This window comes from Streptomyces sp. NPDC048277 (assembly GCF_040652235.1).
Classification (GTDB): domain Bacteria; phylum Actinomycetota; class Actinomycetes; order Streptomycetales; family Streptomycetaceae; genus Streptomyces.
This window is the reverse complement of record NZ_JBEZLQ010000008.1, coordinates 86,311-107,843: the sequence shown is the minus strand read 5'-3', so window position 1 is coordinate 107,843 and position 21,533 is coordinate 86,311. Positions and strand designations below refer to the sequence as shown.

Here is a 21,533-nt window from a genome sequence, read left to right as displayed (position 1 = left end):
CGAGAGTGATCAGCTCGACGGTGGTCAGGAGGAGGTGAGTGGTACGACGGCCGGCTGGACGGCCCGTGCCGTCTCGGCCGGTCGGGTGCGGAGGAAGTGGTGGCCGCCGTCGGCGAGTTCGTGGAGCTCGACGTGGTCGGCCAGGAGCAGCCAGTCCCGGTGGTGCAGGGCGTGGCCGGGGGTGTGGGGGTCGTCGGCGGCGACCACCACCGTGACCGGCGCGGACAGCTTCACCGGGGGTGGGGCTGCCAGGGCCTCGTGGAAGTAGCGGTGCGCCGAGACGCAGTCGTGCCGGTAGGCGGCGGCTATGTGTTCGGCGTGCCGTGTGTCGAGTTCCGCGAGTTCGGTGTGGCCGCCGTCCGTGGCCAGCCGGGCGGCGAGCTCGGCGTCGCTGCGGCCGGCCAGGTCGGCGACGGCGGTCTGCCGCTCGGCGGCGGTGCCGAGCAGCTGCGCGCCGAGGAAGAGCCGCGTCACCTGGACGCCCCGCTGCTGGAGCTTCCTGGCCGTCTCGACGGCCGGTGCGGTCCCGGAGGAGTGGCCCCACAGCATGACGCGGGTCAGGCCGCGTGCCGTGATCTCGGCGGCGACCTGCTCGGCCACCTGCTCGATCGGCGCGAAGGGTTCGGGGGGCGCGGCCAGGTTGTGACCGGGCAGGTCCACGGCGAGGACCGCCAGACCGCTGCCCGCCAGCGCGCTCGCCATCGGCTGGTAGTTGACGGCGTTGCCGCCCGCGTACGGGAAGCACACCAGGGCACATTCAGGCACACCGCCCTCGCCGGACAGGGACAGCAGCAGCTCCGGGCGCCGCCGGGCCGTACCGGCACCCGCACCACCACCGCCGGCGCTGTCACCATCACCGCCGTTGCCGTCGAGGAGGGCGGCGAGGTCGGCGAGGACCGGATGGCGGGTGATGTCCTTGAGGGACACCGCGCGGTCGAGCGCGAGGCTGAGTCTGACCGCGGTGAGGGAGGTGCCGCCGGAGTCGAAGAAGTGGTCCGTGCGGCCGATCTGCCGTTCGGGCACCCCGAGCAGCTCGGCCCAGGCCGCGGCCAGCCGCCGCTCGGCCGGGCTGAGATCGTGCTCCGCCTCCCGCCGCGGGGCCGACTCCTGGGCCAGTGCGGTCAGGGCCTTCCGGTCGATCTTGCCGTTGGCGGTCAGCGGCAGGCTGTCCTGCCGGTGGAAGGCCGACGGGACCATGTAGGCGGGCAGGACCGAGGCGAGTTCCTCGCGCAGGGTCTCCGGCCGCTGCCGCCCGCCGGCGTAGAAGGCGATCAACTGCTTGCCGCCGCCGGGCCGTTCGGCGACGACCACCGCGCCGTCCCGTACTCCGTCGACCCGCAGCAGGGAGTTCTCGATCTCGCCGATCTCGATGCGGAAGCCGCGGATCTTGACCTGGCTGTCCCGGCGGCCGAGGAACTCCAGCTTGCCGCCGGGATGCCAGCGTCCCCAGTCCCCGCCCAGGTAGAGCCGTTCACCGGGGCGGTACGGGTCCGTCCGGTACGCCTCCCGGGTGCGCTCGGGATCGTTGACGTACCCCCGGCCCACGCAGACACCGGAGAACGCGATCAGCCCGGGGGCACCCAGCGGTACCAGCGACAGATGCTCGTCCACGACGTGGACGCGCACGTTGTTGACGGGCCGTCCGAGCAGCACCCGGTCGGGCACTTCGTGGAGGACCTCGTGGTTGGTGTCGTCCGACGTCTCCGTCAGCCCGTAGGCGTTGAGGAGCCCGATGCCCGGCTGGACCGCGAACCAGCGCTGGACCAGCTCCCGTTTCAGGGCCTCGCCGGTCACCGACACACATCGCAGGTCGGGCAGCGGGCGCGGATGCCGTTCCAGGTAGGAGACCACGACCTCCAGATAGGACGGCACGACCTGCGCCACGCCGACCCGGCCGTGCTCCAGGGTGTCGACGAACCGTTCCACGTCCGTGATCACGTCCTGCTCGACCAGCAGGGTTCGCCCGCCGACCAGCAGCGGGGCGATGAGCTGCCACAGGGAGATGTCGAAGCACTGCGGGGCCGTCTGCGCCACCACGGACCCCTCGCCGATCGCCAGGTCGTCGATCTTGGCGTGGAGATGGTTGAGCATGCCCGCGTGTTCGCACATCGCGCCCTTCGGCTCACCGGTGGAGCCGGAGGTGAAGTAGATGTAGGCGAGTTGGCCGGGGTCCACCTCGATGCCGAGGTCGTCGTCGGCGTGCGATTCGGCGTACGCCGTGTCGAGGAGCAGCTTCTCGACGTCCGGCAGGCCGGCCAGCGCCTGGTCGAGGGTGTCGGTGCTGCCGGATTCGGTCAGGACCAGCCGGCAGCCCGCTCGCGAGAGCGTCGCCCGGATGCGGCCGGCCGGGAAGTGCGGCTCGATGGGCAGGTAGACGCCGCCCGCCTTGAACACCGCCAGCACCGCGGCCGGCCAGTCGAGGTTGCGCTCGGTGACGACGGCGACGACGTCCTCCCGGCCCAGGCCCCGCGCCAGCAGGGCCCGCGCCAGCCGGTTGGCGCGCCGGTCGAGTTCGCCGTACGTCCACTCGCGCCCGCCGTGCACGGCGGCCACGGCCTCCGGATGTGCCCGCGCCCGCTGCTCGAACAGTTCGTGTGCCCGGGCGTCCGGCAGCGGCCGGTGGGGTCCGGCCAGGCCGTCCAGCTGCTCCCGTTCCTCCTCGGCCGACAGCAGGCTCTGCCGGGTGTGGTCGGCGTCGGGGTCCGCCGTCAGCAGCCGCAGCGCGGTCAGGTGGTAGCCGCCGATCCGGGCCGCGGCCGTGGCGTCGAGTACGTCCGTGCGGTGGCGCAGCCGCAGTGTCAGCCGTCCCCCGTGGTCGGACCAGCGCACGTGCAGGACACCGTCGTCGGCGTGGGGCTCGTCGGCGCCGAGGGGACCGCACACGGTCTCGTACGGCGGCTCCGTCAGCCCCAGTTCCCGCCGCAGCTTCTCCACCGGGAAGTCGCGGTGCGCCAGCACCTCCGCCTCGGCGTGTCCGACGGTCGTGAGGAGTGCCTGCCAGGGCCCCGGGGGGAGGGCCGTCCGGCAGGGCAGCGGCTCGCCGCGCGTACCGGTGGTGTACCCCGTGACCACGTCCGGCTCGCCGGAGAGCACGGCCAGCACCTTGAGGTGCGCGGCCAGCATCAGCGCGTCGGCCGGCAGGCCCTGGCGCCCGGCCAGTTCCCGCACCGCCGCCGTCACGTCGTCCGGCACCGGTATCTCGTGTTCGGCCGTTCCCGCTGCCGGCTCCCGGACCCACCGGGGCACGGTGGTGACACCGCCGGCGGTCAGTACCCGGCTCCAGAACTCCCGGTCCGCTTCCACGCGCGTTCCCATCGAATGGCCTTCCTCAACTCACGGTCGCCGTGGTGGCGTTGGCTTTGGACGTGACCCTGCCGTTGGCGGTGGACCGGCTGCCGGTCTCCGGCATGTCCACCGCCGGGTTGCCGCCCCACTGTGCGTTCGGGGGCATTTCCTCGCCCTTCATGAGGAAGGAGTCGGGTGCCAGCACCGAACCGTCGCCCATGGTCACGCCGTAGTGCACATGGGAGGCGACGCCCAGCGTGCAGCCGGCGCCGAGCGTGGTGGCGTCGGACTTGAAGGTGCCGTCCTCCTGCGAGTGGCACTGGATCTTGCTGCCGACGTTGAGGGTGCAGTCGTCGCCGATGGTGGCGAGTGTCCGCTCGGTCAGGTAGCAGCCGTCGTCGAAGACCCGGCGGCCGATGCGCACGCCCAGCAGTCGCCAGACCAGGCTCTTGTAGGGGGTTCCGTTGAAGATCTCGAGGAAGTGGTCCGGTACCTTCCACAGCCGTTCGTGCCACCAGAAGTACGGGTCGTAAATGGAGCACAGCCGGGGGCTCAGCGCACGGAAGGACCCGATGCAGCGCTCCACCAGGACGAAGTACACGGTGGAGAAGGCGAGTGTGAACGCCAGGTACCCGGCGATCACCACATGTCCGACCGTGCCGTACAGGTCCGCGGAGACGAGGCCGAACAGGGTGAGCGCGAAGGTGTGCAGCCAGCGCACGAACAGCATGATCAGCATGGAGCGGAGGTTGTAGCGGTTCTTCGCGGCGAGCCGGCGGCGGAGGGTGTCGCCCGACCTGAGGTGGTCGAAGCGTGCGTCACGGTCCACCGAGCGGGGGATCTCGAAGCACGGTGAGCCGAGGAGCCCCACGCCTTCCCTGATCTCGCCGTCGAGGGGGATCATCACCTTCGTCGCGAGCAGGCAGTTGTCGCCGGTCCTGCCGTCCGCCGGATAGGCGATGTTGTTGCCGAGGAAGTTGTGCGGCCCGATCGCCACCCTGGCCACCCGGAAGGATGTGCTGGAGTAGTCGGCGTTGACCACGGACAGGCCGTCGGCCACCATCGTGCCGCTGCCGACGGAGACCAGCAGGGGTGTCTCGTGCTGGACTTCGGTGCCGAAGTTCGATCCGGTCTGCTCGACCCGTGACAGGTCGTAGCCGATTCCGCGGAGGTAGTACACGATGTAGGAGCTGTCGCCGAAGAGCCAGGCGAAGAACTTGATGTTCGTCATGCGGGCCGTGGCCCGGTGCAGCGCGTAGTGGAATCCGTAGAGCGGATACGTCCTGTCGGGCTTGACGACCAGACCCACCAGCCGCGGAAGGGTGCACAGGGCCAGCAGCCCCAGGACGACGAACCCGAAGAACAGCACGAGGGACAGCACCAGTGCGTCGGGCACGAGTTGCGACGGGGTCAGTGCGGCCGTCGCCGGGTCGAGTCGCCTGCCGATCGCCGGTACCTCGGTGAACAGCATGTACATTCCGCCGACGAGCAGCGGTAGGTACAGGAAGAACAGCTGGACCAGCGTGCCGAGTCCGAACCAGACCCGTCGCAGGGTGCCGCAGCGGGCCGGGGCGACCCTGAGGTAGTCGGTCCGGGTGGGTTCCGCCGGGGAGCCGTGCCAGTGCTCGCCGTCCGGGACCGCCTGCCCCCGGTGGAGGGCGGAGGAGTGGCCGAGTTGGGCACCGTCGCCCATGGCGGTGTCGATGTCCAGGACGGTCTTCTCGCCGACGTAGACGTCCGTGCCGAGGGTGATCCGGCCGGTCTGGATGTGTCCCGCGTGGGCCCGGTAGCAGAGGAGGAACGAGTCCTTGCGGATGACCGTGCCGGAGCCGATCGTCAGCAGGTCGGTGCAGACCGGGACGGAGTGGGAGAGGATCGTGACCCCCTTGCCGATCCGCGCGCCGAGGGCCCGCAGGTACAGCACGTACAGCGGGGTTCCGGTGAGAAGGACCATCGGGTTGGCGTGCAGCAGCACCTTGACGATCCAGAAGCGCACGTACGCCAGGCCCCAGACGGGGAACTCGCCCGGTCTCCAGCGGCCCACCAGAAGCCATTTCGCGACGACCGGGAACGCGCACAGCGCCACGAAGCCGATGCCTCCGAACAGCAGGGACCGCAGATAGATGTCTGCCACGCCCTTGCCGGTGGCGATCCACTCGTACCCCACGGCGGTGGCGAAACCGGAGACGAAGGAGTAGCCGAGGAAGACCAGCAACTGGAGCGTGCCGCAGAGCAGATGGCTCCACCGGTTGCCGCGCGGCCGCTCGGGCGCCGAGGGGGCGCTCACCGGCTCGGCGGGAACGGGGGCGGCCTCGCCGAGCGCCGCCGCCAGGCTGTGGATCGTGGGGTGCCGGTAGATGTCCCTCATGGACGGGGACGGCAGGTCCGGCCGCTTGCGTATTCGGGCGCAGAACTGGGCCATGACCAGGGAGTTGGCGCCGAGGTCGGTGAAGAAGTTGCTGTCGGCCGGAACGTGCTCGGTGCTCAGGAGTTCGGCCAGTGCCTGCGCCAGCTCCCGCTCGGTCTCCGCTCCCCTGCCGCCGGTGTGACTCGGGACGACCGAAGGTCCGTCCGGCACCGACACGACCTCGGAGGACTGCTCCATCATGCGATCTCCTCGAGAACGTGGATGTTCCTGATCACGAACCGGCGGATTCAGTTTGTCCAGGCAGTGGACCGCATGCCACTTATGTCCCTTGCTCGGCCGTGCCGGAGGACTGATCCAGCGCGCCGTATTCCCCGGGTTTCGCACCGGGACGGGGACCACGAATCACCCGCATGGCGGTCCCCCGGCCGGCAGCGGGGCAGCGCCCCGCAAGGGGCGAGGGGAACTGCGCGCTCAGCCCCCACCCGGCCGCAGCCGGTGTACGGCTCAGTCCCGGGGTACGCCGGGCGCGGCGGTCGTACCGGTCCGCGACAGTGCTCCCGTACGCCCCTGCCGCCGTGTGCCGGACGGTTCGCCATTGACGTACGCCAAAACCGCTCCGTACGATCGCGTCCGGCATTGAGTGTCAGCGTCAAGCCCTGGCTCGCTGACCGGCAACCCTCCCGCGCGGTGGGGTGCTCCAGGTGAAAGCCCGGCGGGATCACCGATGATCCCCGCAAGCGCGTGGCCCCGTGAGCGGGGCCGGAGACGGGGAGGGACCGGCATGCGGCACAGCGGTGACCCGACTGCCTCCTTCGCCGTCGTCTCGGTGTTCTCCCGGCTCTCGCGTCGGCGCCACATCGATCTGCAGCGCTCGACCAGCTGTCTCTGTCAGGTCTGACGAGTCTGCGCGCCACCGGCTGACGTCGAGTCACCGGCCGCGGCCGCAGGCACCTCCCGCCACCGTGCGCGGTGGCATCCACCTGACCCCCGTCCGAACAGCGCTCCCCCGTGACCGGCGGCACGCCGACCGGGGCCGCACGCCCAGGCACGGCCGTGCCCGCACGGCACCCGGTGCCTGGTGACACGAGCAGGAGAACCCCTTCCGTGACCGCACTTCCGGATCTCAGACTTTCCCGCTGGACCGCCCTGACCGCCCTCCTGACCACCAGCGTGCTGCTGACCGCCTGCGGATCGAGCGGCGACGATTCCGGTTCCGGCGGCGGCCGGCCGAAGTCCGGCGGCACCCTGACCTTCGCGGTGGGGTCGGACGCCGGCTGCGTGGATCCGCAGCAGGTCGCCAGCAACGACACCATCTACTCGGTGCGCCAGACCGTGGACTCCCTTACCGACCAGGATCCGAAGACCGGCAAAATCGTGCCGTGGCTGGCGAAGAGCTGGGACATCAGCTCCGACGCCACGACGTTCACCTTCCACCTGCGGTCCGGTGTCACCTTCAGCGACGGCTCCGAGCTGACCGCGCAGGTGGTCAAGGACAACTTCGACGCGGTGCCGAAGCTCGGTGCGCTGGGCACCCTGGCCGAGGGCTACCTGAGCGGCGTCAAATCCACCACCGTGGTCGACCCGCTCACCGTCGAGGTGACCTTCCAGCAGCCCAACGCCCAGTTCCTGCAAACTACTTCGACGCATTCGCTGGGTATCGAGTCCTCGGCGAGCGTGCAGAGGACCCCGCAGCAGAAGTGCAGCGACGGGGTGATCGGGTCCGGTCCCTTCGTGCTGAAGCAGTACGTGCAGAACCAGTCGGTCACCCTGGCCAGGCGCACCGGGTACGACTGGGGTTCCTCGCTGTGGAGCAAGAAGGGCGAGGCGTACCTGGACAAGCTGGTGTTCAAGGTCGTGCCCGAGGCCGGCGTACGGGCCGGCAGTCTCCGGTCCGGCCAGGTGGACGCCATCAGCAGCGTGGGCAGGGCCGACGAGGCGGCGCTCAAGGGCGGCCAGGTCGCCCTGCGGAGTCGGGCCAACCCCGGCGTGGTGTTCGGCCTGGGCTTCAACAACTCACGCCCGGTCCTCAAGGACGCCAGGGTGCGGCAGGCGATCCTGTTCGCCATCGACCGGCAGCAGATCGCCGACACCGTCTTCCCGACCGGCACCAAGGCCGCGACCAGCATCCTCGCGCACACCACGCCCGACTACACGGACCTCGCCGCGGATCTCCCCTTCGCCGCGGCCAGGGCCAAGTCCCTCTTGGACCAGGCAGGTTGGAAGACCGGCGGCGACGGCATCCGGACCAAGGGCGGCAAGAAGCTGAGTCTGACCATCGACTGGATCCCCAACGCGGCCACCAACCAGCCCGCGCTGGAGCTGATCCAGCAGCAGCTCAAGGCCGTCGGTGTCGACGTCGTCCTCAAGCAACTCCAGCTCACCCGGTTCGCCCCGACCCTGCAGTCGGGTGACTTCGACGCGGCGTGGGGCAACGTGACCCGGGCCGACCCGGACATCCTGCGCAGCTCCTTCTCCACCCGGCTGGCCAACTGGTACCGCATCCCGGCGGGCCCGCTCGACACCCGGGTGGCCGGTCAGGCGGCCACCACCGACACGGTGCAGCGCGGGCAACTGGTCGACGACACGCAGAAGCTGATCGTGCAGAACGCCTACTACGCGCCGGTGGTGGAGCTCCAGACCCAGCTTGGCATCGCGAAGAAGGTGCACGACCTGGACTTCGACGCCTCCAGCCGGATCCGGCTGCACGACACCTGGATCGGCTAGACCGTGCGCCGGTATGTGATCAAGCGGCTCGCGCAGGCGGTCGGGGTGCTGTGGGCGGCGTACACGGTGTCGTTCCTCGTCCTCGACTACCTGCCGGGTGATCCGGTGACTGCGATGGCCAGTGCCGGGATGGACTCGGGGCAGGTCGATCCGAAGCAGCTGGCCGCCCTGCGGCACGAGTACGGCTTCGACAAGCCCGTGCTCGTGCAGTACGCGGAGTACCTCGGCCGGGCGGTGCGCGGGGACTTCGGCGACTCGGTGTCCACCGGCAGGCCGGTGACCTCGACGCTGGCCGACGCGCTGCCGCAGACCCTCCAACTGACCGCTGCCGCGCTGCTGTTCGCGGTGGTCCTCGGCGGCGGGCTGGCCGTGGTGGCGACGTACACCTCCCGGCGCTGGCTGCGGCAGTTCCTGCTGTCGCTACCGCCGCTGGGGGTGTCGGTACCCACGTTCTGGGTGGGTCTGCTGCTGGTGGAGGCGTTCTCCTTCCGCCTGCACTGGTTCCCGGCGTTCGGCAACGACGGGTTGCGCGGCCTGATCCTGCCGGCCCTGACCCTGGCGGTCCCGACCGGCGCACAGGTCGCGCAGGTACTGGCCAAGAGCCTGCTGACCGCGCTGGACCAGGCGTACGTGGAGACCGCGCGGGCCAAGGGCGCGGGCCGCCGGCGGGTCCATCTGCGGCACGCGCTGCGCAACGCCTCACTGCCCGCGCTGACGGTCGTCGGCCTGCTGGTCGGGCAGCTGATCGCCGGTTCTGTGGTGGTCGAGACGGTGTTCTCGCGCGACGGCCTCGGCCGGGTGACCGCCGCGGCCGTCACCGCTCAGGACATCCCGCTGGTCCAGGGGGTGGTGGTGTTCGGGGCACTGATCTTCGTGGCGACGAACCTGGTCGTCGACCTCGTCTACCCGCTGCTGGATCCGCGGATCGTGGTGGCCCCGGAGAGAAAGGCGGCGCTCGCATGAGTCGGAGCCTTGCCGACGGCACGGCCGACGCGGCCGAGGCGGCGCTCGGCCCCGCCCGGCCCGTCGGGACGGGACCGGAGCCGGAACGCCGCGTGGACGTACGGCGGTTGCTGCGCTTCGTGGTGCGCCGCCCCGGTCTGCTGCTGTCGGTCCTGATCGTCGTACTCGTGGTGCTGGCCTCCTTCCGGCCGGACCTGTTCACCTCGCAGGACCCGCTGACGGGGGTGCCGGCCCAGAACTTCCGCGGCCCGAGCGGCGCACACTGGTTCGGCACCGACGAGCTGGGCCGAGACGTCTTCTCCCGCGTGGTGCACGGCGCCCAGCTCTCCCTGAAGGCCACACTGATCGCGGTGCTGGTCGCGTTCGTCGTCGGCGGTCTGCTCGGGGTGGTCGCCGGGTTCGTGGGCCGCTGGGTGGACGACGTGCTGATGCGGTTCGTGGACGTCCTCCTGTCCATCCCGGCGCTGTTCATGTCCCTGGCGATCGTCACCGCGCTCGGCTACGGCACGGTGAAGGTGGCGGTCGCGGTCGGCATCGCGAGTGTCGCCTCGTTCGCCCGGGTGGCCCGCTCGGAGGTACTCCGGGTGCGGCAGGCGGTGTTCGTCGAGGCGTCGCGCGCGAGCGGGGCCCGCTGGTACTCGGTGCTCGGCCGGCATGTGCTGCCCAACGCCGCGGGCCCGGTGGTCGTGCTGGCCACCCTCGACTTCGGCTCCTCCATCCTGGCGGTGTCGGCGCTGAGCTTCCTCGGCTACGGGGCGCCGCCGCCGGCCCCGGAGTGGGGCACGTTGATCTCCGACGGCCGCAACTACCTGGCCAACGCCTGGTGGCTGACCGCGCTGCCCGGGCTGGCGATCGCCGCGACCGTACTGGCCGCCAACCGCGTCGCCCGGGCACTGGACGGCGAATGGTCCCGGCAGCGATGACCGACGAACATGAGAACGGTGAGGACGTGACCACACCACTGCTGGAGATACGCGGCCTGTCCGTGTCGTACCGCACCCGGGGCGGCCCGGTGGCGGCCGTGCGGGGCGTGGACCTCGACGTGTGGCCGGGGCAGGTGACGGCGGTGGTCGGCGAGTCCGGCTCCGGCAAGAGCACCACCGCGCACGCGATCACCCGGCTGCTGCCGGGCAACGGCGCCGTCGACGCGGGCACGGTCCGCTTCGGCCGGCACGATCTGGCCGCGCTGTCGGAGGCGGAGCTGCGCACCGTGCGCGGGGCGCGGATCGGGCTGGTCCCGCAGGACCCGACGGTGTCGCTCAACCCCGTCAAGCGGATCGGCGAACAGGTCGCGGAGGTGCTGCGCATCCACGGTCTCGCGACCCGCCGCTCGGCCCCCGCCGAGGCGATCGCCGTCCTGGACCGGGCCGGGCTGCCCGACGCGGCCGTCCGGGCCCGCCAGTACCCGCACGAACTCTCCGGCGGCATGCGGCAGCGCGCGCTGATCGCCATCGCCGTCGCCGCGCAGCCGGAGCTGATCATCGCCGACGAGCCGACCAGCGCGCTGGACGTCACCGTGCAGCGGGTCATCCTCGACCGTCTCCAGCGCCTCACCGAGGAGTCGGGCACCGCCATCCTGCTGGTGACCCATGACCTCGGGGTCGCCGCCGACCGGGCCCAGCGCCTGGTCGTCATGTCCCAGGGCAGGGTGGTCGAGGCGGGCCCCACCCGGGAGATCCTGGCCGATCCCCAGCACGAGTACACCCGTCGCCTGCTGGCCCGCGCGCCCAGCCTGACCGCCGCCCGGCCACGCGCCGCCGTCCCCGCGCCGAAGGCGGACACCGCGCCCCTGGTCGAAGCACGCGGTCTGGTCAAGGAGTTCAGGCTCCCCCGCACGGGCGACGGCCCCCGCACCCTCCGCGCGGTCGACGACGTCGGTTTCACCCTGCACCGCGGCCGGACCCTCGCCCTGGTCGGCGAGTCGGGCTCGGGCAAGTCCACCACAGCCCGCCTGGTGCTCCGGCTCGCCGACGCGACCGCCGGGCAGGTCCTGTTCGACGGCGCCGACGTCACCCACGTCAAGGGCGCCCCCGAAAGGGAGCTGCGCCGCCGCGCCCAGCTCGTCTACCAGAACCCGTACGCCTCGCTCGATCCGCGTTTCTCCGTCGGCGAGGTCGTCACCGAGCCGCTGCGCGCCTTCAAGGTCGGCGACCGTGCGTCCCGGCTCGTCCGGGCCCGCGAGCTGCTCGACCGGGTGGCCCTTCCGGCCACGATGCTGGAGCGCCGGCCGGCGGAGCTGTCCGGCGGGCAGCGACAGCGGGTGGCGATCGCCCGTGCCCTCGCGCTCTCCCCCGACCTGGTGGTCTGCGACGAGCCGGTCTCCGCGCTCGACGTGTCCGTGCAGGCCCAAGTCCTGGACCTGCTGGCCGAGTTGCAGGCCGACACGGGCGTGGCGTACCTGTTCATCTCCCACGACCTGGCCGTCGTACGGCAGATCGCGCACGAGGTCGCGGTGATGCGGGCCGGCCGGATCGTCGAGACGGGCCCGCCGGAGGAGCTCTTCACCAGCCCCCGCCACGAGTACACCCGCGAGCTGCTCGCGGCCATCCCCGGCGGTGGCGTCCCCGCCCCGCCGCCCAAACGACGAGCTGACGAGTCGAGGACCGGCGTCGCATGAGCGCTGGCCACCGCGGCCGAGCGTCCGGCAGCGCTACCGCGACGCGGCCGACCGGTCGGTGCCGCGTCACCGGTTCGACCTGCCCTGACCGCCCGGAGTGTCCGGGTCAGCCCGCCGCCGTCCAGGCCCTCGGTCCCATGCCCCGCCACTCGATCAGATCGGGGTCGTCGACCGTCGTACTGGACTCGGGCAGGCCCGCCACGCGCAGAAACTCCACGACGTCGAGCAGGTGGTACGCAGTACCCACGTACTCGCCACGGATGGTGACCCGCCGGCCACCGTCAGCGCCCGGCGGCTGCACGATCACAGGCGCGCCTTCCATACCTACCAGATGCCCCCGACAGGGCGGCTCATGCAGGTCTACGCGCGTACATCGACGAGCGCCGGGCACGTGCGTATGTGGTGATGTCCACCGCGGCGCGGGCACGGTCGTCCCTCCCCCTAAGGGGCGACCGTGCCCACCCGGGCCGGCGCCGTCCCTGGCGGTTGCCCGCAGGGACGGTCCGGGCGAGCCCCCCATGCCCGCCCGACCGGCACCCGATCAAACCCCCTGGGTGCCCGGCGCCGTCTCAGGCCGTCAGTGTGGCCCAGACCGCGTGGCCGCTGGTGAGCCTGGAGCGGTCGACGCCCCAGGAGTCGGCGAGCTGCTCGACGAGCAGCAGTCCCCGGCCGCCCTCGTCGTCGGGGCCGGGTTCGCGCCGGAGCAGACTCCGGCGCGAGTAGTCGTGGTCATGGACCTCCAGCCGCAGACAGCCGTCGGCGACCATGCCCATGCCGCACAGGATGCGCACGCTGAACGTGTGCCGGACGGCGTTGGTGGCGAGCTCGGACACGAGCAGCACCGCGTCCTCGCACAGCTCGCCGGGCAGCCCCCAGGCGGTGAGCCGCTCCCGCACGGAGCGGCGGGCGACTCTGACGCTGGAGCGGTGCGAGGGCAGCTCGATCCAGTGGGCCTGGTCGGGGTCGACTACGTCTAACAGGTCGAGAGGGGACGTCGTGTGGGGGGACACGGTGGTTGCCTTCCGTGAGGCGGACGCGGCGGCGAGCAGGCAGAGCTGGACAACATCCCGACGGGGGCCGGACGTTGCCCGGGGTCGTGCACGCGAATTGCTCAAGTAACTATGCGCGCACCCAAGTTCAACCTGCAACACACTCCCTGATAATTTCAGAATGCCGGTGTCGGTGTGGTCGCATCATCAAGTGCCTGTCACACTCGTCCTGGTGACAGTCCTTCAGGAGGTAGGGCGTGAGCGAAGGCCGGTCGAACGCGGGCAGCGGCAGTGCGCCCACCGTGCTGCGCATGATCCTGGGCCGCAGGCTCCAGGAGCGGCGCCAGGAAGCGGGCGTGTCACTGGAGGACGCCGCACGGGCCCTTCGGGTCGCCCCGCTGACCATCCGCCGCCTGGAGAAGGCGGAGGTGGCGCTCAAGCCTCTCTACGTGGAGAAGCTCCTCGAGACCTACGGCGCCGACCGGCAGGAGACGGAGGAGTTCGTCGCCTTCGCCGAGCGGGCCAACGAGCCCGGCTGGTGGCACACCTACCGCGATGTGCTGCCCACCTGGTTCAGCGCCTATGTGAGCCTGGAGACCGGGGCGAAGACCCTGCGCACCTACGAGCCGCACTACGTCACGGGACTGCTGCAGACCCGCGAGTACGCGCGCGCCGTGCTCGGCGGCGGCTTCCCCAACGACCGTGACGAGGACCTGGAACGGCGGGTGAACCTGCGGCTGCACCGCCAGGCCCTGCTGGAGCGGACGGACGCGCCCACGCTGTGGGTGGTCATGGAGGAGGCCGTCCTGCACCGGGTGGTCGGCGGCCCCGAGGTGATGCGGGCGCAGATCGAACGGCTCCTGGAGGTCATGGAGCTGGAGCACGTCAGCGTCGACGTCGTCCCGTTCACCGCCGGGGCCCATGTCGGCGCGTGCGCCCCGTTCACCTACTTCCGCTTCGAGGAGCCCGAGCTTCCGGACGTCGTCTACAGCGAGATCCTCTCCGGCGCGATGTACCTGGACCAGCGCTCCGACGTCGTCGCCCATCTCGAGGCGCACAACCGCATGTCCCTGCTGACCTCCGACGCACAGAGCACGGCGCTCCTGAACCGCATGCGCAAGGAGTACGCATGACCATCATGGACGGCAGTGCCCACGACGTGTACAACGGCATGCCCGCCTCGGACCTCGGTGAGCAGGGCTGGGAGTCTCCCTGGAGCGGCCCCAACGGAGGCCAGTGCGTGCAGACGAAGCAGCTCGCCGACGGCCGGGTGGCGCTCCGCCAGTCGACCGATCCCGCCGGCCCCGCGCTGATCTACACCCCGGAGGAGATCACGGCGTTCGTCGCCGGGGTCAAACGGGGCCTCGCCGACCATCTGACCACTGGCTGACCGCCTCCGCCCTCCCCACTCCTCCCCCACCTCCCCCTCTGAAAGGTTCAGGATGAGCACCTCGCACACGGCGCGGGACATCGACACCAGCAGGCCCCACTCCGCCCGTATGTACGACTACTACCTCGGCGGCAAGGACCACTTCGACATCGACACGAAGGCGGCCGAGACCGTGGCGGCCGCCTACCCGGGCATCTTCGTCTGCGCCCGCGAGAACCGGGCCTTCATGCACCGCGCCACCCGCGTCCTCGCCCGGGAGCACGGCATCCGGCAGTGGCTCGACATCGGCACCGGCATCCCCACCGAGCCGAACCTGCACCAGGTGGCCCAGTCCGTGGTGCCCGAGGCGCGGGTGGTGTACGCCGACAACGACCCGCTCGTCCTCAAGTACGCCGAGCGTCTGATGCGCAGCACGGCGCAGGGCCGCACCACCTACATAGAGGCGGACGTCAACGACCCGCAGTCGCTGCTGGACGCCCCCGAGCTGGCCGAGGTCCTGGACCTGGACCGGCCGGTGGCGCTGTCCCTCAACGCCCTGATGCACTTCGTCACGGACGCCCAGGACCCGTACGGCATCGTCGCCCGGCTGCTGGACGTGCTCCCCTCGGGCAGCGCGCTCGCGCTGAGCCACTGCACGCCCGACTTCGACCCGGCGACCTGGCAGAAGGTCACCGACATCTACAACGGCGCCGGCACTCCGGTGCAGTTCCGCTCACGCGGGGACGTGGAGCGCTTCTTCGACGGGCTCGAACTGCTCGACCCGGGCGTCTCCGTCGGCCACCGCTGGCGCCCGGACGCCGAACCGACCGCCACCGACGCGGAGGTCAGCCTGTGGACCGGGGTGGGCATCAAGCCGTAGCTCGGGCGGGCTGTCGTACCGCACGGTGACGTGACGGTACGACAGCCCGGACCCGGTCAGTCGATGTGGTAGCTGTCCCCGTAGACCTTCCAGTCCAGCGGGGTGTTCAGGCACAGGTTGCCCTTGCGCAGGAAGACCCGCTGCTCGGTGTCGACCCGGGTGGTGTCGCTGTGCGCCTCCTCCTGCTTCATGGCCCAGACCCGGGCGTCGAGGAAGGCGTTCAGGTACGTCGTCTCGTCGCCGCCCTGGGCCGGCGGCTTGGCCTTGTTCAGGGCGCGCTTGCGTATGTTGCGGAAGCTGGTGGCGTCGTCGCCGTCGCCGTGCATGACGATGGCGTCGTAGTAGGTGAACTGGCCCAGCGTGCCCAGCCCGTCCGTCTTGCCCTGGCTCACGGCCGGGTTGAAGTACACCCGGTCCCGCTCGTCGTTCTGCGCCTGCTGGAACGCGCTGTCCTGGGCCGCCTTGCGCCAGTCCTTGGGGAAGTTCGGGTCGAGGCCGTCGTGCGAGTCGCTGCCGTTGACCCGGCGCAGCGCCGGCAGGTACTTGGCGAGCACGTTGCCGGGCTTGCGGTCGGTGTAGAGCTGGACGAGGTCGAGCATGTCGCCGGTGCCGGAGCAGAATCCGATGATCCCGGCGGTGTAGCCGCGGCCGTCGCCGATGTCCTCGATGTACTTGTACTGCGCCTTCCAGTCGAGCGAGGAGTTCTCCGCGCTCGACACCAGCTTCATGGCGATCTCCTTCTTCGCCGGGTCGTCGAGGCCCGCGCAGCTCGCGGCGGTGGAGGCGGCGGCATGAGCGGGGCGCAGCAGCACGGCTCCGGCCGCGGACGCGCCGAGCAGGGCGAGCAGGGTGCGGCGGGAGGTCAGGACGGGGTTCGTCGTGGCGTTGTTCGGTTGCCTCACGGGGGCTCCAGAAGGTGGTGGGGGGTGGGCAGTTGACGCACACTCACTGATAGGAAGGTTTCCTACCAGTGATGGGCGGTGTTGTGTAGTCGTCGCACAGAAAGTTCGTAGGGTCGAACAAGACGGGTTTCACCGGCCGGACGCCGCGTTGTCAGTGCCGCTTGGTACAACTGCGATCATCACCGAGCGCCCTCGATTCCGTCACAGGAGCAGCCGTATGACCATCCATGAGCACCTCTCCACCCTGTATCGGCTGCGTGCGCACACCTTTCCCGGTCCCGGTGCGCCGGCCGGCGACCTGCCCGACGCCGAGTCCGTCGCCTGGCGGATCACCAGTGACGTGTACGACGCGGACGAGGACTGGGCGGACGCGTTCGCCCGCTTCGTCACCGCCGTCGACACCACGCGGGTGCGGGCGCTGATAGTCGGCGCCTGGCAGGAGGCGTACGACACCGATCCGTCCGCCGTGGTCGAGGCGCTGCTGGCCGCGCGGGACCGGCTCCCGGCACTGCGCGCGCTGTTCCTGGGCGACATGGTGATGGAGGAGTGCGAGATCTCCTGGATCAACCAGACCGATGTGACCCCGCTGCTCGAAGGCTTCCCGGAGCTGGAGGAGTTCGGGGTGCGCGGCGGTTCCGGACTGCGCCTCACCGGGCTGCGGCACACCGCGCTGCGCCGGCTGACCATGGAGGCCGGCGGGCTGCCCGCCGAGGTGGTGCGCGGGGTGGGGGCCAGCGACCTGCCCGCCCTCGAACGCCTCGACCTGTGGCTGGGCACCCCCGACTACGGCGGCGACAGCGAGGTGGCCGACCTGGCGGGCATCCTGTCCGGCGCCGGGCTGCCGAGTCTGCGTCATCTGGCCCTGCGCAACAGCGAGATGCAGGACGACGTGGCCGCCGCCGTGGCCGACTCCCCGGTCCTGGACCGGCTGGAGGTGCTGGACCTGTCCATGGGCGTCCTCACCGACGAGGGGGCCACCGCGCTCCTGGACGGGCGTCCGCTCACCCACCTCAAGAAGCTCGACCTCCACCACAACTACCTGACCGAGCCGCTCCAGGACCGTGTCCGCGCGACCCTGATACCCGCCGGCGTCGAGGTGGACCTCGACCGCGACGACGCCGACGAGGACAAGGACGACGACGGCACGGTGTGGCGGTACGTCGCCATCGGCGAGTGACGGACGGACGCATGCCGAACACCCCGGCAGAGCCCGGCGGTCGTCCGGGACCGGCCGCTGAGGCAGGCGCGCGGTTCGCGGTCGTCGGCAATCCCGAGAACCGCCGGGTCACCCTCTTCGCGGACGCGGTCCGGGCCGCCGGGCTTCCCGGGCCCCGGGTGGTCGCCTGGCGGGACGTACTGCGCGACGGCGGGGCCGGGTTCGGCGCCGGCGAGATCGTCCGGATCGACTCGCCCGGGGAGAACACGGAGGTCGACCGGCTGCTGCGGGGCGCGGGCGAGCCGACCCGGGTGACGGGATCGGCACGCTGGTACGCCGGGCTCGTCGCCGCGCTGGGCACCCTGCGCGGCGGCCTGCGCCTCGACGACCCGGACGACCTCGCCGTGCTGTTCGACAAGCGCCGCTGCCACGCCGTCCTGGACGCGGCCGGAATACCGGTGCCCGCCTCGCCCACCTCGGGCCCCGGGGCGGCACCGGTGCGCGGCTGGGACGACGTGCGGGCGCTGATGCGGGAGCACCGGATGCCCCGGCTGTTCGTCAAGCCCGCGCACGGTTCGTCCGCGTCCGGGGTGCTCGCGGTGGAGTCGGCGGGCGGCGGCCGGATCCGGGCGACCACCTCGGTGGAGCGCGCGGCCGACGGCACGCTGCACAACTCCCTGAAGGTGCGCCGCTACGACCGCGAGCCGGAGATCGCCGCGATCGTCGACACGCTCGCACCGGACGGGCTGCACCTGGAGCGGTGGCTGCCGAAGGCCGCCCAGCAGGGGCGGGCCGCCGATCTGCGGGTCGTCGTGGTCGGCGGCCGGGCCACGCACGCGGTCGTCCGCACCAGCCGCTCCCCGCTGACCAACCTGCACCTCGGCGGCCGCCGTGGGGACCTGGACGCGGCCCGGCAGGCGGTCGAGGCGGCCGGTGCCCGCTGGTCCGACGTGCTCGGCGTGTGCGAGCGGGCCGCCGCCTGCTTCCCGCGCACCCTGTGCGTCGGCGTCGATCTGCTCCCGGCCGTCGGCTGGCGCCGGGCGGCCGTCGGCGAGGTGAACGCCTTCGGCGACCTGCTCCCCCGCCTCACCGGTCTGCCCGGCAGCGGCGCGGAGGGCCTGGACACCTACGCCGCACAAGTCCGCGCCGCCCTGCGCCGCTTCGCCCCCTCGCACCACCCGCACCACCCGTACTCAGAAGGAACCCCGCATGCGTTCGCCCGCCCCGGCCGCTGAGCCGGACATGAACGAGGTGGTCGGCAGCCACGACCTGCTCCTCGTCACCCTCGACACCCTGCGCCACGACGTCGCCGCGGAACTCGCCGCCGAGGGCCGTCTCCCCCATCTCACCCGCCATCTCCCCGGCGGGGTCTGGGAGAAGCGGCACGCCCCGGGCAGCTTCACCTACGCCTCCCACCAGGCGATCTTCGCGGGCTTCCTGCCGACCCCGGCCGCCCCCGGCCCGCACCCCCGCCTGTTCGCGGCGAGCTTCGCGGGCAGCGAGACCACGGCCACCCGCACCTTCGTGTACGACACCCCGGACCTGGTCTCCGGCCTCGCCGAGGCCGGCTACCGCACCGTGTGCATCGGCGGCGTCGGCTTCTTCAACCAGCAGGGCCCGCTGGGCTCCGTCCTGCCCGGACTGTTCCACGAGGCGCACTGGGCACCGGAGTTCGGCGTCACCTCACCGCACTCCTTCGAGAACCAGGTGACCCGCGCCGAACAGATCGTGCGCGAACTCCCCCACGAACAGCGGCTGTTCCTCTTCGTCAACGTCTCGGCCCTGCACCAGCCCAACTGGTTCCATCTGCCCGGCGCGACCCGCGAGGCCGGCGACAGCCGGGCCACCCACGCGGCCGCCCTGGAGTACGTGGACCGGCACATCGGCCGCCTGTTCGCCGCCGCGAGCAGCAGGCGCCGCTGCTTCGCGATCGTCTGCTCCGACCACGGCACCGCCTACGGCGACGACGGCTACACCGGCCATCGCCTCGGCCACGAGTCCGTGTGGACCGTGCCGTACGCCCACTTCTTCCTGGACCCGGCGGAGGCCGCCCGATGACCACAGCGACCACCGCGACCGCGGCGAGCCCCTACCAGAGCTACGTCTACGCGTACCCCCACAAGACCGCCTACCGCCGCCTGCCCGACCGCCCCGCGCTGCGCGACCTGTGGGCCGCCGAGCCGAAGAACGCGCTCTCCCTCTATCTCCACATCCCGTTCTGCGAGGTCCGCTGCGGCTTCTGCAACCTGTTCACCCGCATCGGCGCCCCCGACGGCCTGACCGGCGCCTACCTGGACGCCCTGGAGCGCCAGGCCGCCGCCGTGCGCGAGGCGCTCGGCGGCGGGGACGAGGTGCGGTTCGCCACGGCGGCCTTCGGCGGCGGCACCCCGACCTTCCTCACCGCCGCGGAACTGACCCGGCTCTGCGACATCGCGGAACAGCGGATGGGCGCCGACCTGCGCGCCGTGCCGCTGTCGGTGGAGGCCTCGCCCGCCACCGCGACCGCCGACCGGCTCGCGGTGCTCGCCGAGCGCGGCACCACCCGGCTCAGCATCGGCGTGCAGAGCTTCGTGGACTCCGAGGCACGGGCGGCCGTACGACCGCAGCGCCGCGCCGATGTGGAGGCCGCCCTGACCCGGGTCCGCGAGTCCCGTATCCCCGTGCTCAACATCGACCTGATCTACGGCATCGTCGGCCAGACGGAGCAGACCTGGCTGCGCTCGCTGGACGCGGCCCTCGCCTGGCACCCCGAGGAGCTGTACCTCTACCCCCTCTACGTCCGCCCCCTCACCGGACTCGGCCGCCGCACCGCCACGGACCCCGACCCGGCCTGGGACGCGCAGCGCCTGCGCCTCTACCGGACCGGCCGCGACCATCTCCTCGCCCACGGCTACACCCAGCAGTCGATGCGCATGTTCCGCCGCGCCGACGCCCCGCCGCAGGGTGCCGACGACTACGCCTGCCAGACGGACGGCATGATCGGACTGGGCTGCGGCGCCCGGTCGTACACCTCGGGTCTGCACTACTCGTTCGACTACGCCGTGGACATGCACGAGATACGCGGGATCATCGACGACTATGTCTCCCGCCCGGCCGGGGACTTCGGGTACGCCGAGATCGGCCGCCGTGTCGACGGCGACGAGGCCCGGCGCCGGCATCTCCTGCAGTCCCTGCTCCAGGCGGAGGGCCTGCGCCACGACGACTACCGCGCCCGCTTCGGCGCCGCCCCGGCCGACCACTTCGGCCCGGAACTCGGCCGCTTCGCCGACCGCGGCTGGCTCGCCGAGGACACCACCGTCCTCCGTCTCACTCCCGAGGGCCTCGCGCACTCCGACGCGATCGGCCCCGAGCTGTTCTCCCCGGCGGTCCGGGCCGCGATGGCCGCCTACGAGCGGAAGTGACGGCCCGGCCATGGACCTGACCCTGCTCTACCGGGGCCCGCTCGCCTCCTGCGACTACGACTGCCCGTACTGCCCGTTCGCCAAGCGGCGCGACAGCGTGGACCAACTCCGCGCGGACCGTGCCGCGTTGGCCCGCTTCGCGGACTGGGCGCGGCGGGGGACCGACGACCGGCTCTCGATCCTGTTCACGCCCTGGGGCGAGGGCCTGGTCCGCTCCTGGTACCGGCGCACCCTCGCCGAGCTGTCCCGGCTCCCGCACATCCGCCGGGTGGCGATCCAGACCAACCTCAGCTGCCGCACCGACTGGCTCGCCGACGCCGACCCGGCCACGCTCGCCCTGTGGTGCACCTACCACCCGGGCCAGACCCCCTACGACCGCTTCCTCGGCAAGTGCCGTGACCTCGCCGACCGGGGCATCCGCTTCAGCGTGGGGATCGTCGGTCTCCCCGAGCACCTCGCGGCGGCCCGGCGGCTGCGCGCGGACCTGCCCGAGGACGTCTATCTCTGGGTCAACGCGGCCGAGGGACACAGCTACACGGATCCGGAGGCCGGCCTGTGGACGGACCTCGACCCGCTCTTCCCGTACAGCCGCCATCCGCACGCCAGCGCGGGGCTGCCCTGCCGGACCGGCGAGTCGGTCGTCTCCGTGGACGGCGAGGGCACGGTCCGCCGCTGCCACTTCGTCCCCGCCCCGCTCGGCAACCTCTACGACGGCTCCTACCGCGCCGCCCTGCGCCCCCGCGGCTGCCCGCTGACCAGCTGCGACTGCCATATCGGCTATGTCCATCTGGAGACGCTGCCGCTGTACGACGTGTTCGCGGGCGGAGTCCTGGAGCGCATCCCGGCATCCCTCGAGTAGTAGTGGAATATTCAATCACC

At 71.6% G+C, this 21,533-nt stretch carries 18 protein-coding genes and 1 riboswitch; of the genes, 13 read left to right on the top strand and 5 right to left on the bottom strand.

Annotated features, from left to right (window positions below; genetic code table 11):
* Window positions 1–24: 24 nt before the first annotated feature.
* Window positions 25–3,315, bottom strand: a complete 3,291-nt coding sequence (locus AB0D85_RS19315; RefSeq protein WP_362321551.1) for an amino acid adenylation domain-containing protein — start codon at window positions 3,313–3,315, stop codon at window positions 25–27.
* Window positions 3,316–3,328: 13 nt separating this feature from the next.
* Window positions 3,329–5,893, bottom strand: coding sequence for a Pls/PosA family non-ribosomal peptide synthetase (locus AB0D85_RS19310; RefSeq protein WP_362321549.1), 2,565 nt, complete (start codon window positions 5,891–5,893; stop codon window positions 3,329–3,331).
* 392 nt (window positions 5,894–6,285) lie between these two features.
* Window positions 6,286–6,399: riboswitch (SAM riboswitch) on the top strand.
* Between AB0D85_RS19310 and AB0D85_RS19305 the strand changes: the two genes are divergently transcribed.
* The 5 genes from AB0D85_RS19305 to AB0D85_RS19285 all read left to right on the top strand — a co-directional run bounded on the left by AB0D85_RS19305 (window position 6,378) and on the right by AB0D85_RS19285 (window position 11,957).
* A complete protein-coding gene (locus AB0D85_RS19305) occupies window positions 6,378–6,551 on the top strand; it encodes a putative leader peptide (protein WP_362321547.1) in 174 nt (57 codons plus the stop codon). It overlaps the preceding riboswitch by 22 nt.
* A gap of 206 nt (window positions 6,552–6,757) precedes the next feature.
* On the top strand, window positions 6,758–8,377 hold the full coding sequence (locus AB0D85_RS19300; protein ID WP_362321545.1) for an ABC transporter substrate-binding protein: 1,620 nt from the start codon (window positions 6,758–6,760) through the stop codon (window positions 8,375–8,377).
* A gap of 3 nt (window positions 8,378–8,380) precedes the next feature.
* Window positions 8,381–9,340 (top strand): ABC transporter permease, encoded by a 960-nt coding sequence (locus tag AB0D85_RS19295; protein WP_362321543.1) that lies wholly within the window; start codon window positions 8,381–8,383, stop codon window positions 9,338–9,340.
* On the top strand, window positions 9,337–10,263 hold the full coding sequence (locus AB0D85_RS19290; protein ID WP_362321541.1) for an ABC transporter permease: 927 nt from the start codon (window positions 9,337–9,339) through the stop codon (window positions 10,261–10,263). Before AB0D85_RS19295 ends, AB0D85_RS19290 begins: the two co-directional genes overlap by 4 nt.
* Entirely contained in the window at window positions 10,260–11,957 is a 1,698-nt protein-coding gene (locus AB0D85_RS19285; protein WP_362321538.1) for an ABC transporter ATP-binding protein, read from the top strand. Before AB0D85_RS19290 ends, AB0D85_RS19285 begins: the two co-directional genes overlap by 4 nt.
* A gap of 106 nt (window positions 11,958–12,063) precedes the next feature.
* On the opposite strand, the gene AB0D85_RS19280 is transcribed toward AB0D85_RS19285, so the two are convergent.
* Window positions 12,064–12,279, bottom strand: coding sequence for a hypothetical protein (locus tag AB0D85_RS19280; protein ID WP_362321536.1), 216 nt, complete (start codon window positions 12,277–12,279; stop codon window positions 12,064–12,066).
* 247 nt (window positions 12,280–12,526) lie between these two features.
* Window positions 12,527–12,967, bottom strand: coding sequence for an ATP-binding protein (locus AB0D85_RS19275; protein ID WP_362321534.1), 441 nt, complete (start codon window positions 12,965–12,967; stop codon window positions 12,527–12,529).
* Window positions 12,968–13,203: 236 nt separating this feature from the next.
* On the opposite strand from AB0D85_RS19275, the gene AB0D85_RS19270 reads away from it, so the two are divergent.
* Genes AB0D85_RS19270 through AB0D85_RS19260 form a run of 3 tightly spaced genes read left to right on the top strand, consistent with a single transcriptional unit; the run spans window position 13,204 to window position 15,195 of the window.
* Complete coding sequence (locus AB0D85_RS19270; RefSeq protein WP_362321532.1) at window positions 13,204–14,079, top strand: helix-turn-helix transcriptional regulator; 876 nt, start codon at window positions 13,204–13,206, stop codon at window positions 14,077–14,079.
* On the top strand, window positions 14,076–14,336 hold the full coding sequence (locus AB0D85_RS19265; RefSeq protein WP_362321530.1) for a DUF397 domain-containing protein: 261 nt from the start codon (window positions 14,076–14,078) through the stop codon (window positions 14,334–14,336). The genes AB0D85_RS19270 and AB0D85_RS19265 overlap by 4 nt, the downstream gene beginning before the upstream one ends.
* A 52-nt stretch (window positions 14,337–14,388) precedes the next feature.
* The gene (locus AB0D85_RS19260; RefSeq protein WP_362321528.1) at window positions 14,389–15,195 is read left to right on the top strand and encodes an SAM-dependent methyltransferase; all 807 of its coding nucleotides are present in this window, start codon (window positions 14,389–14,391) and stop codon (window positions 15,193–15,195) included.
* A gap of 56 nt (window positions 15,196–15,251) precedes the next feature.
* Here AB0D85_RS19260 and AB0D85_RS19255 read toward each other — a convergent pair whose 3' ends face one another.
* Window positions 15,252–16,097, bottom strand: a complete 846-nt coding sequence (locus tag AB0D85_RS19255; RefSeq protein ID WP_362321526.1) for a chitosanase — start codon at window positions 16,095–16,097, stop codon at window positions 15,252–15,254.
* 217 nt (window positions 16,098–16,314) lie between these two features.
* On the opposite strand from AB0D85_RS19255, the gene AB0D85_RS19250 reads away from it, so the two are divergent.
* Genes AB0D85_RS19250 through AB0D85_RS19230 form a run of 5 tightly spaced genes read left to right on the top strand, consistent with a single transcriptional unit; the run spans window position 16,315 to window position 21,513 of the window.
* Window positions 16,315–17,274: an STM4015 family protein gene (locus tag AB0D85_RS19250; RefSeq protein ID WP_362321524.1), complete on the top strand. Its 960-nt coding sequence runs from the start codon at window positions 16,315–16,317 to the stop codon at window positions 17,272–17,274.
* A gap of 11 nt (window positions 17,275–17,285) precedes the next feature.
* Complete coding sequence (locus AB0D85_RS19245) at window positions 17,286–18,488, top strand: STM4014 family protein (RefSeq protein WP_362321522.1); 1,203 nt, start codon at window positions 17,286–17,288, stop codon at window positions 18,486–18,488.
* Window positions 18,489–18,495: 7 nt separating this feature from the next.
* Window positions 18,496–19,311, top strand: a complete 816-nt coding sequence (locus AB0D85_RS19240; RefSeq protein ID WP_362321979.1) for an STM4013/SEN3800 family hydrolase — start codon at window positions 18,496–18,498, stop codon at window positions 19,309–19,311.
* The gene (locus AB0D85_RS19235; protein WP_362321520.1) at window positions 19,308–20,654 is read left to right on the top strand and encodes an STM4012 family radical SAM protein; all 1,347 of its coding nucleotides are present in this window, start codon (window positions 19,308–19,310) and stop codon (window positions 20,652–20,654) included. Before AB0D85_RS19240 ends, AB0D85_RS19235 begins: the two co-directional genes overlap by 4 nt.
* Window positions 20,655–20,664: 10 nt before the next feature.
* Window positions 20,665–21,513, top strand: a complete 849-nt coding sequence (locus tag AB0D85_RS19230) for an STM4011 family radical SAM protein (RefSeq protein ID WP_362321517.1) — start codon at window positions 20,665–20,667, stop codon at window positions 21,511–21,513.
* The last annotated feature ends 20 nt before the right edge of the window (window positions 21,514–21,533 follow it).

Bases quoted from the DNA above. Each gene is read 5' to 3' on its own strand.
- AB0D85_RS19230 (WP_362321517.1), top strand. From the start codon at position 20,665: ATGGACCTGACCCTGCTCTACCGGGGCCCGCTCGCCTCCTGCGACTAC.
- AB0D85_RS19285 (WP_362321538.1), top strand. From the start codon at position 10,260: ATGACCGACGAACATGAGAACGGTGAGGACGTGACCACACCACTGCTG.
- AB0D85_RS19265 (WP_362321530.1), top strand. From the start codon at position 14,076: ATGACCATCATGGACGGCAGTGCCCACGACGTGTACAACGGCATGCCC.
- AB0D85_RS19305 (WP_362321547.1), top strand. From the start codon at position 6,378: ATGATCCCCGCAAGCGCGTGGCCCCGTGAGCGGGGCCGGAGACGGGGA.
- AB0D85_RS19290 (WP_362321541.1), top strand. From the start codon at position 9,337: ATGAGTCGGAGCCTTGCCGACGGCACGGCCGACGCGGCCGAGGCGGCG.
- AB0D85_RS19245 (WP_362321522.1), top strand. From the start codon at position 17,286: ATGCCGAACACCCCGGCAGAGCCCGGCGGTCGTCCGGGACCGGCCGCT.
- AB0D85_RS19310 (WP_362321549.1), bottom strand. From the start codon at position 5,893: ATGATGGAGCAGTCCTCCGAGGTCGTGTCGGTGCCGGACGGACCTTCG.
- AB0D85_RS19240 (WP_362321979.1), top strand. From the start codon at position 18,496: ATGAACGAGGTGGTCGGCAGCCACGACCTGCTCCTCGTCACCCTCGAC.
- AB0D85_RS19235 (WP_362321520.1), top strand. From the start codon at position 19,308: ATGACCACAGCGACCACCGCGACCGCGGCGAGCCCCTACCAGAGCTAC.
- AB0D85_RS19315 (WP_362321551.1), bottom strand. From the start codon at position 3,315: ATGGGAACGCGCGTGGAAGCGGACCGGGAGTTCTGGAGCCGGGTACTG.
- AB0D85_RS19250 (WP_362321524.1), top strand. From the start codon at position 16,315: ATGACCATCCATGAGCACCTCTCCACCCTGTATCGGCTGCGTGCGCAC.
- AB0D85_RS19260 (WP_362321528.1), top strand. From the start codon at position 14,389: ATGAGCACCTCGCACACGGCGCGGGACATCGACACCAGCAGGCCCCAC.
- AB0D85_RS19280 (WP_362321536.1), bottom strand. From the start codon at position 12,279: ATGGAAGGCGCGCCTGTGATCGTGCAGCCGCCGGGCGCTGACGGTGGC.